Source organism: Microbispora sp. CSR-4, assembly GCF_008033685.1.
Lineage (GTDB): Bacteria > Actinomycetota > Actinomycetes > Streptosporangiales > Streptosporangiaceae > Microbispora.
This window is the reverse complement of the sequence record NZ_VJVX01000296.1, coordinates 1-383: the sequence shown is the minus strand read 5'-3', so window position 1 is coordinate 383 and position 383 is coordinate 1. Positions and strand designations below refer to the sequence as shown.

1 pseudogene is annotated in these 383 nt (G+C 75.5%); it reads right to left on the bottom strand.

Going from position 1 to position 383, the window contains the following annotated elements:
* A pseudogene (locus FLV34_RS41150) lies at positions 1–383 on the bottom strand (hypothetical protein); the annotation flags it as partial.

The following is a 383-nucleotide window of genomic DNA, read 5'->3' as shown; positions in this document are numbered from 1 at the left end:
GGGTCGCCCATCACGCCGGAGGCGGCGCCCTCGGCCCCGGTGGGGTCGTCGGCGCTTTCGGCGTCGCTGTCGCAGTCGCCGGTGGCAACGGCCTCGCTCGGGGCCTCGGAGCTTCCCGTGGCGTCGGGGGTGTAGTCGCTGGTGACGTCGGCCTCGGGAGTGTCGAAGCCGTCGGGGCCGTCCGCGCCGCTCGCGTGACCGGGGCCGCTCATCGCGTCGGAGGCATTGTCGGCGGCCTCGACAGGCGCAGGGGCTACGGTGTCGGCGGCGCTCTCGGTGCAGGCGTCAGCGGCTCCGTCGGCATCGGCATTGCTCCCCGCACCGGCACCTGCCTCGGCCTCGGCCGCGTCGAGGTCGTCGGACTCGCCGGGAGCAAAGTCGCC